At 66.2% G+C, this 8,040-nt stretch carries 7 protein-coding genes; 5 read left to right on the plus strand and 2 right to left on the minus strand.

Annotated elements, in window-relative coordinates:
• Positions 1-89: 89 nt before the first annotated feature.
• The gene (locus AOZ13_RS12490) at positions 90-1,094 is read right to left on the minus strand and encodes a phosphate signaling complex PhoU family protein (RefSeq protein ID WP_020222399.1); all 1,005 of its coding nucleotides are present in this window, start codon (positions 1,092-1,094) and stop codon (positions 90-92) included.
• 404 nt (positions 1,095-1,498) lie between these two features.
• Here AOZ13_RS12490 and AOZ13_RS12495 point away from each other — a divergent pair, with 404 nt between their 5' ends.
• The 5 genes from AOZ13_RS12495 to phoU are packed head-to-tail and all read left to right on the plus strand — an operon-like array spanning position 1,499 to position 6,907.
• Positions 1,499-2,590: a PstS family phosphate ABC transporter substrate-binding protein gene (locus AOZ13_RS12495; RefSeq protein WP_044958173.1), complete on the plus strand. Its 1,092-nt coding sequence runs from the start codon at positions 1,499-1,501 to the stop codon at positions 2,588-2,590.
• The gene (pstC, locus tag AOZ13_RS12500) at positions 2,587-3,654 is read left to right on the plus strand and encodes a phosphate ABC transporter permease subunit PstC (RefSeq protein ID WP_021780753.1); all 1,068 of its coding nucleotides are present in this window, start codon (positions 2,587-2,589) and stop codon (positions 3,652-3,654) included. The genes AOZ13_RS12495 and pstC overlap by 4 nt, the downstream gene beginning before the upstream one ends.
• Positions 3,651-5,270 carry a phosphate ABC transporter permease PstA gene (pstA, locus tag AOZ13_RS12505; RefSeq protein WP_021780754.1) on the plus strand — a complete coding sequence of 540 codons (1,620 nt, stop codon included), beginning with the start codon at positions 3,651-3,653 and terminating at the stop codon, positions 5,268-5,270. The genes pstC and pstA overlap by 4 nt, the downstream gene beginning before the upstream one ends.
• Before the next feature lies 1 nt (position 5,271).
• Entirely contained in the window at positions 5,272-6,183 is a 912-nt protein-coding gene (pstB, locus tag AOZ13_RS12510) for a phosphate ABC transporter ATP-binding protein PstB (RefSeq protein ID WP_020678477.1), read from the plus strand.
• A 43-nt stretch (positions 6,184-6,226) separates the two neighbouring features.
• Positions 6,227-6,907, plus strand: a complete 681-nt coding sequence (phoU, locus tag AOZ13_RS12515) for a phosphate signaling complex protein PhoU (protein WP_020220956.1) — start codon at positions 6,227-6,229, stop codon at positions 6,905-6,907.
• Positions 6,908-7,375: 468 nt separating this feature from the next.
• Here phoU and AOZ13_RS12520 read toward each other — a convergent pair whose 3' ends face one another.
• Complete coding sequence (locus AOZ13_RS12520) at positions 7,376-7,951, minus strand: flavin reductase family protein (RefSeq protein ID WP_020220957.1); 576 nt, start codon at positions 7,949-7,951, stop codon at positions 7,376-7,378.
• Positions 7,952-8,040: the final 89 nt, after the last annotated feature.

Consider the following 8,040-nt stretch of genomic DNA (forward strand, 5'->3'; position numbering starts at 1 on the left):
TAGCGCCTCAATCAGCTAAAGTTCGAGGCGGAGCCCCCTTCCTCAACGAGCGAACCGCGTATGCGGTGAGCGAAGTAGGGTGGGGTAGCTTACAGGTCGGGCGCGGGCGCGGCCTTCTGGAGGGCGGTCTCGGCGACGTTCCCCCCGTAGTCCGCACAGCGGGAGAGCGAGTCGACGACGAGACCGAGGTGCTGTGCCTCGTGGGGTTCGAGGTCGCGGAGCAGGTCGTCGAGGGCGCGGGCGTGCTCGTCGATGCCGAGGATGGACTCGCGGGCGCGGTTCGCGAGTTCGGTCGCGTCGTCGCGGTCGTCGGTGAACAGCGCCTCCATCGCGGTGTCGACGATGTCCGCGGCGTCGACGTGCAGGTCGCCGAGCGCCGCGGCGGACTCCTCGGGGACGGGCTCGTCGAGTTCGAGGGCGACGTTCGCGATCTTCGCCGCGTGGTCGCCGATGCGTTCGAGCTGGCGGGCGCTCGAGTGGTAATCGAAGCACGTCTCGCGTGTGATGCCGATCTCTTGGGCGGTGCGCGGCGAGCGCAGCGACCCGCGGAAGATCCGCGAGACGACGAACCAGAGCCGATCGACGTCGTCGTCGCGCTCGATGACGTCCGCCGCCATGTCGTGGTCGTTCTCGCAGAGCGCGGTGACGGCGTCGTCGAGCATCGAGAGCGCGATGAGGCGCATCCGACGGACGGCGTTGTGAATGGAGAGTTCGCTCGAATCGAGCAGGTCCTGCACGACGATGCGATCGCTCGTCTCCTCGAGGACTTCGAGACCGACGAGACCCTGCGTGGCGTTGCGGACGACGCGGCGCTGATCGGAGGTGATGCGCTTGGCTTCGAGGACGAGGACGTCGAAGCCGCTGACGTACATCGTCATCACCGTACGCGTGAGCGCGTCGCCCTCCATGCCGGAGATGTCGAAGGTCCCGCGCTGCGTCTCGTCCTCGCTCACGGGCGAGAGGAGCAGCGATCCGCTGTCCGGATGGAAGGCGATCTCGTCGCCGGCACCGACGTCGTGGTCGCGCGCCCAGTCTTTCGGGATCGAGACGGTGAACGTCGAACCACCCGTGACCTGCACCTTGCGGCGTTCCATGTGTGACTACTGCACGTACTCTGTATATTAAATCTGCTATCTATATATTCGGATGAGGGCTTGTCTGTCCGATACAAGATGGTTTCACGAGATATACGTTCTTAGGCGGAGGGATATTGCTCAGTATATAGCGAGACGGTTTCATCTCCCGTGGGTCGTATCTGAGTACATACACTCGGTGCGGGATCGGGGTTGCGTACGACGCCGCGCGTTCGGTTCTCTCCGCGATCGCGATCGGATCGAGGCGGGACGGGCGGTCTCCTGCGCCGCTGGCGTGAGCACGGATCTCATCGTCGGACGCGTTCGATCGCCAGCGACGGGGCCGTCCGGCGGCCGCGAGTCTATATATATCTCTGTATCTCTATTAGTAGAGTATTTATTCGTATATCGGCTCCTTCGAGATGATGACCGACGAGCCGGTTTCTCGGCGTGCGGTCCTCGCGGGTGGCGCTGGACTCGCGGCATCGTTCGCCGGCTGCATCAGTACCAGTAAGACGCCGCCGGGGAGCGGCGGGTCCGACGGCGCATCGTCGTCGAATGCCGACGGTACGCGCCCATCACCGTTGACCGCCGGCGGCTCCTCGACCGTCTACCCGATCGCGAACCGTGCCGTGCAGTACTGGCGCTCGAACGCGCCCGCATCGAACACGAAATACTGGGGACCGAGCCAGTACGGCATCGACACGGAGCAGGCGCTCGCGGACTACTGGGCCGGGCTGTACGGCTTCGAGAACGGCGACGGCGGATCGGCGCCCTTCGACGCCTCCGTCACCCTCAGCCACTCCGGTACCGGCCTCGAGAAGCTCCGCAACGGTCAGGTCGATATCGGGAACTCGAGCGCACCCGTGGCGGCGGAGCTCTCCGACGCGAGCGAGTCGGCGCTCGCGAAGTTCACGAACCACGTCGTCGGCGTCGACGCCCAACCCATCGTCGTCAGCGAGGAGATTTACGAGGCGGGCGTCACCTCGATCACCGCGGCGACGCTGAAATCGATCTATGAGGGCGAGATCGACGACTGGCAACAGGTCCCCGACTACGAGGGACCCTCGAAGTCCATTCAAGCTATCGGGCGCGCGGAGGGATCCGGGACGGACACCGCGTTTCGGAAGAACCTCTTCGGCGACGCGAACGCCCCGATTCCGGGCGTCGACCTCCGGAAGGGGGAGAACCAGCAGGTCAAGACCGTCGTATCGAGTTCGAGTAACGCCATCGCCTACATGGCGCTCGCGTTCGTCGACGACTCCGTCCCCGCGACCACCCTGATCTTCAACGGGAAGACGTTCACTCCCGGGAAGAACCTCGCCGATCCCGACTATCCGCTGTCCCGCGACCTCCACATGTACACCTACGAGGGAACCACGAAGAAGGAGGCGGCCCTCCTACGGATGATCATCAGCGACTACGGTCAGCAGCGCTTCGTCACGGAATCGGGATACGCGGCACTCACGGACGATCGACGACGGAACCAACTCTCAAAGCTCCCCGACACACAATGAGCACCGCAGACGGCGGTCGATTCGGCCGGCTACAGAACCTCGACGAGGGGACGCGACGCGTCGGCGCAGGGAGCGCCGTCACGATCGTCGCGACCGTCGCGGCCTTCCTCCTCTTCCCCGCCGCGACCATCTACCCCCTCCTCGGCTTCCTCGCCGTCGTCGCCTACGGATGGTGGCGCTATCAGGAAGCCACCGCGAAGGTCGTGATGGCGCTGATGACGGCCTCCACCGTGGTCATTCTCGGACTCATCACGCTCTACCTCCTCTGGCAGTCCGTCCCCGTCCTCCGACAGATGGGAATCGGACTCCTCACGCACGTCGGCGCGACGATGTGGTCGCCGAACGACGGCGTCTTCTCGCTCGTCCCGATGATGTGGGGGACGTTCCTCACCACGATCATCGCGATGTGCGTCGCCGGCCCGCTCGGGATCGCGGGCGCGCTCTTCACGAGCGAGATGGCCCCCCGGTGGGCGCGCGAGATCATCAAGCCAGCCATCGAAGTCCTCGCCGGGATCCCCTCCATCGTCTACGGGTTCCTCGGCTTCGTCATCGTCAACGACTACATGATGCGCGAACTCTCCCTTCCCATCTACGGCAGCCTCTTCGGAGCGGGCGTCGTCATCGGCCTGATGGCGCTCCCGACTATCGTCTCCGTCGCGGAGGACGCGCTCGCCGCCGTCCCCGACGAGATGAAGGACGGCTCTGTCGCGCTCGGCGCGACCAGCTGGCAGACCATCACCGCCGTTACGCTCCCCTCGGCCTTCTCCGGCGTCTCCGCCGCGATCATCCTCGGCGTCGGGCGCGCGCTCGGCGAGACGATGGCCGTCACGGTGATGCTCGCGCACACGCAGACGCTCCCGGACCCGCTCTACGACGTCTTCGGGCCGAACGGGCAGGAGACGCTCACCAGCCTCATCGCCAGCCAGTACGGCATCGCCTCCGGCGACCACATGAGCGCGCTGTTCGCGGCGGGCGTCGTCCTCTTCATCACCGTCCTCACGCTCAGCATCGGCTCACAGCTCGTGGAAGCACGCATGCGCGAGAAGCTCGGGGGTGGCGCATGAATACCGACGCGTCACGGAACGACCTCGTCAAGCGAGGGAACTCGACGCTCGGCGTCGCCGCGGTGCTCCTCGCCGCCGGCGCGCTGCTCGGCGCGCTGCTCGGCGCGCTCGCGCTCTTCGAGGCCTTCGCCGTCACCGACGCCGTCGCCGGTCTCTCGATCGCGCGCTGGTTCGGCGTGCTGCTCGCCGGTCTCGGCGTCGCGCTCCTCGGTGTCGGCGCGACCTCTCGGGCCGGACTCGTGCGCTCGGAACCGGATCGGACCGCCGGTCCCGTGGCGGGCGTCGCCTTCAGCCTCGTCGGACTCGTCATCGGCGGACTCCTCGCATCGCAGACGCTCGGCTTCGGGACGCTCTGGCCGATCGGCGCGCTCATCGTCGGCGCCGTCGCGCTCCTCCTCACCGTCTATCCCCGCGGTGATCTCGGCGCGACGCTCCCGAGCGGACTGCTCTCGCTCTTCACCGGCATCGTCGTCGCGACCGGCGTCATCGCCCCCGGCTGGTCGTGGTCGCCGATCCCCGGATCGTTCACGCTCCCCGGCGACATCGCGGTGCCGCTGCTCGCCATCGTCGTCGGATTCCTCGTCGCGTGGATGGCCGCACGCGCCTACGGCGGATTCGGGACCCAAGGGAAGCAAGCGAGCGCGTATCTCCTCGTCTCCGCGAGTGCCGCCGGAATGCTCGCGCTCCTCGTCGTCCTCGTCTCCTACATCGTCGTTCGCGGCTGGGCGCCGATGACCGAGGGCGTCAAGTGGGGACTCTTCTGGGCGAACTGGACGTACTTCTACGTCCCACCCATCCATCGCTACGTCGTCATCGACGGGCCAGTCCTCTGGTTCCACTGGCCGTTCGTCATGAACGGGCACGCCCTCCTGAACGACGTCAACGGCATCATGCCGGCGATCGTCGGCACCGTCTGGCTCGTCCTCGGCGCCATCGTCTTCGCCGTCCCGCTCGGCGTCGGGGCCGCCGTCTTCCTCACCGAGTACGCCGGTCAGAGCCGCTTCACTCAGCTCGTCGAAGTCTCCACGAACGGGCTCTGGAGCACGCCGAGCATCGTCTACGGTCTCTTCGGCTGGGCGTTCCTCGTTCCGCGTCTCGGAAACGGCTTCTCCATTCTCTCCGGCCAGCTCGTTCTCGGCTTCATGCTCCTCCCGCTCGTCATCATCACGAGCCGCGAGGCCCTCACGAGCGTCCCGAACGCCTATCGGGACGCGAGCGCCGCGCTCGGCGTCGGCAAGTGGGAGACGATCAAGAGCGTCGTCCTCCCCGCCGCGATGCCCGGCGTCACCACCGGCATCATCCTCGGCATCGGCCGAATCGCCGGCGAAACTGCCCCGATTCTCCTCGTCGCCGCCGGCTCGCCGTTCCCGAGTGACGCCCCGAACGTCCTGACTTCCTTCCAGCTCTCCGCGACGCCGCCGTTCGTGACGAACGACGCGCTCTTGCAGGCGACGAGCGCCCTCCCGTACCAGCTCTACGCCGTCATCACCGCCGGCGTCAACAAGAACGCCGGTCTCGCATGGGGCACCGCCCTCGTGCTCCTGCTCGTCGTGCTCTCCTTCTATGCGATCGGTATCGCCTCACGAATCTACTTCCGAAAGCGTCTGGAGGCCTGACATGAGTGACTCATCCACCACCGAGACCGCGGAGGACGAACAGCCGACAACGACTACGACAACGGCCGGTGAGACGGTCGAGGAGGTCCAAGACGAGTGGATCGAGTACGACTTCGACGGTCCCGCGAAGTTCTCGGCGACCGATCTCAACGTCTGGTACGGCGACGACCACGCCCTCCACGACATCACCATCGACATCCCGGAGAACTCGGTGACGGCGCTCATCGGTCCGTCCGGATGCGGGAAATCGACGTTCCTCCGGTGTCTGAATCGGATGAACGATCGCATCAAGGCCGCGCGCGTCGAAGGGTCAGTCGAGCTTGACGGCGAGGAGATCTACCAAGAGGGCGTCGATCTCGTCGAGCTTCGAAAGCGCGTCGGGCAGGTGTTTCAAAGCCCCAATCCGTTCCCGAAGTCGATCCGGGACAACATCGCGTACGGCCCGCGCAAGCACGGCGACATCAACACGGGATTGCTCGCGCGCCTCCTCGGCGGCGATGACCGAGAGCGGGAGGAGGAACTCGTCGAGCGCTGCCTGCGCGGTGCCGCGCTGTGGGAGGAGGTCTCCGATCGGCTCGACGACAACGCGCTGGGTCTCTCCGGGGGCCAACAACAGCGGCTCTGCATCGCCCGCGCGCTCGCCGTCGATCCGGAGGTCATTCTCATGGACGAGCCCGCGAGCGCCCTCGACCCCATCGCCACCTCGAAGATCGAGGACCTCGTCGAGGACCTCGCCGAGGAGTACACCGTCGTCATCGTCACCCACAACATGCAGCAGGCCGCCCGCATCTCCGATCAAACGGCCGTCTTCCTCACCGGCGGCCACCTCGTCGAATACGGCGACACCGATCAGATCTTCGAGAACCCCCAGAGTCAGCGCGTCGAGGACTACATCACCGGCAAGTTCGGCTAGTCCCCCGAACGCTTTATCACGACCCCGCGACACCCACACATCCATGCCACGCGAAAGCTATCAGGAACAACTGGAGGCCATGCAGGAGGACGTCCTCTACATGAGCGAGGTCGTCATCGACCGCCTCCGGCTGGCGCTCGAAGCGATGGAACAGAAGGACGGGGAGGCCGCAAAGGAGATCATCGCGGGCGACGACGAGATCAACGATCTCTACCTCGACTTGGAGCAGGACTGCATCGACCTCCTCGCGCTCCAACAACCCGTCGCCGGCGACCTCCGACTCATCGCCTCCTCGTTCAAGATCATCACCGACTTGGAGCGCGTCGGCGACCTCGCCGTCAACCTCGGCGAGTACACCCTCGACTCCCAGCAGGACATGTTCCCGGAAGTCGACATCAACGCCATCGGTGATCACACCCTCGACATGCTCGAGGACGCCATGGGCGCCTACGAGGCCCGGGATCCGGAGAGTTGCTACGACATCGCCGAACGCGACGAGGACCTCGACGGCCTCTGCGCGGAGGCCTCACAGACCGTCGTCCGCGACCTCATCGAGACCGAACTCGACCCCGACGACTCCGACGAACAGGTCGAGGCTCTCATGCAGGACGTCTCCCGGATGCTCCTCACCGTCCGCGACCTCGAACGCGTCGGCGACCACGCCGTCAACATCGCCGCGCGCACCCTCTACATGGTCGAGAACGACGAAGAGCTCATCTACTAAAGGGCTTTTCCCCCTCGGGAGCGCGACGCGCACCCCCGAGCAAGACCCTCCACTAGAAAGGTCGCGCGCCTCTGGCGCGCGACGAATCACGCGATCCACGCGAGGCCGTCAGGCCAAGTGTGGGTTAGGAGCGTCGCTCCCACGCCACTCCCGGACTCTAACGAGCCCGTCATCGAGAATCGGGGATTTCCGATTGACGAACGAGACGGTGAAGCCGTCTCGTCAACCGCTCGTCGCGCGAACGCTCCGTTCCAATTTTGTCGAGCGAGCGATGCGACTCGCGACCAAACCTTCACGTAGGAGAGAGTGACCACCCCGTCGCATGTCCTGACTCCCCGCCACGGGACGCGGTCGGCCGACGCGCGAGCGACATCGCGTACGGCCGACGGCCGGAGCGCACCGAGTGTGCGTCACCAATAGAGCGACGACGCGTCCCGTGTTCCGCCGTTCGTCACCTGTTCGCCAGCCCTACTCCGGGCGCTCCATCTCGAAGCGATCGCGCGTGTAGGCGTACTGGCTGCCCGAGAGGCGCGCGAGCGCGTCCACCTTCGTCACGTCGAGTTTCCCGTCGGTCAGCACGTCCTCGTCCACGCCGGCGTGGACGACGCGCCCGAGCACGAGATCGTTCGTCCCCACCTCGACGGTCTCGTGGCGCTCGCACTCGAAGCGCACCGGGGACTCCGCGACGCGCGGGGCGTCCACCGCGACGCCGTCCTCCGGCGTGACGCCCGCGTGCGCGAACTCGTCCTCGTCCGCGTGGAGCGTCGCGCTCGTCTCGTTCATCGCGGCCGCGAGGTCCGCCGTCACGACATTCACGACGAACTCGTCCGTCTCGATCACGTTGCGCGCCGTATCCTTCCGGCCGTCCGCTTTGTTCGGCGAGAACGCGAGCGTGGGGGGATCGACCGCGACGACGGTGAAGAAACTGTACGGCGCGAGGTTCGGCGTGCCGTCCGTCGAGCGCGTCGAGACCCACGCGACCGGGCGCGGGACGACCGCACCCGCGAGCGTCCGATAGTCGACATCGTCAGTCGAGAACTCCATGCGTGGCGTTCACGGAGCATTCGCCTGCCCGTTTCGGCCGCGGCGACGTCTACCGGCTCGCGGCCTCTCCTCCGTTCGCTCGACGAGGC

It is taken from the genome of Halarchaeum acidiphilum MH1-52-1, assembly GCF_000474235.1.
In the GTDB taxonomy this organism is placed as follows: Archaea; Halobacteriota; Halobacteria; order Halobacteriales; family Halobacteriaceae; genus Halarchaeum; species Halarchaeum acidiphilum.

Bases quoted from the DNA above. Each gene is read 5' to 3' on its own strand.
- AOZ13_RS12490 (WP_020222399.1), bottom strand. From the start codon at position 1,094: ATGGAACGCCGCAAGGTGCAGGTCACGGGTGGTTCGACGTTCACCGTC.
- AOZ13_RS12495 (WP_044958173.1), top strand. From the start codon at position 1,499: ATGACCGACGAGCCGGTTTCTCGGCGTGCGGTCCTCGCGGGTGGCGCT.
- pstC (WP_021780753.1), top strand. From the start codon at position 2,587: ATGAGCACCGCAGACGGCGGTCGATTCGGCCGGCTACAGAACCTCGAC.
- pstA (WP_021780754.1), top strand. From the start codon at position 3,651: ATGAATACCGACGCGTCACGGAACGACCTCGTCAAGCGAGGGAACTCG.
- pstB (WP_020678477.1), top strand. From the start codon at position 5,272: ATGAGTGACTCATCCACCACCGAGACCGCGGAGGACGAACAGCCGACA.
- phoU (WP_020220956.1), top strand. From the start codon at position 6,227: ATGCCACGCGAAAGCTATCAGGAACAACTGGAGGCCATGCAGGAGGAC.
- AOZ13_RS12520 (WP_020220957.1), bottom strand. From the start codon at position 7,951: ATGGAGTTCTCGACTGACGATGTCGACTATCGGACGCTCGCGGGTGCG.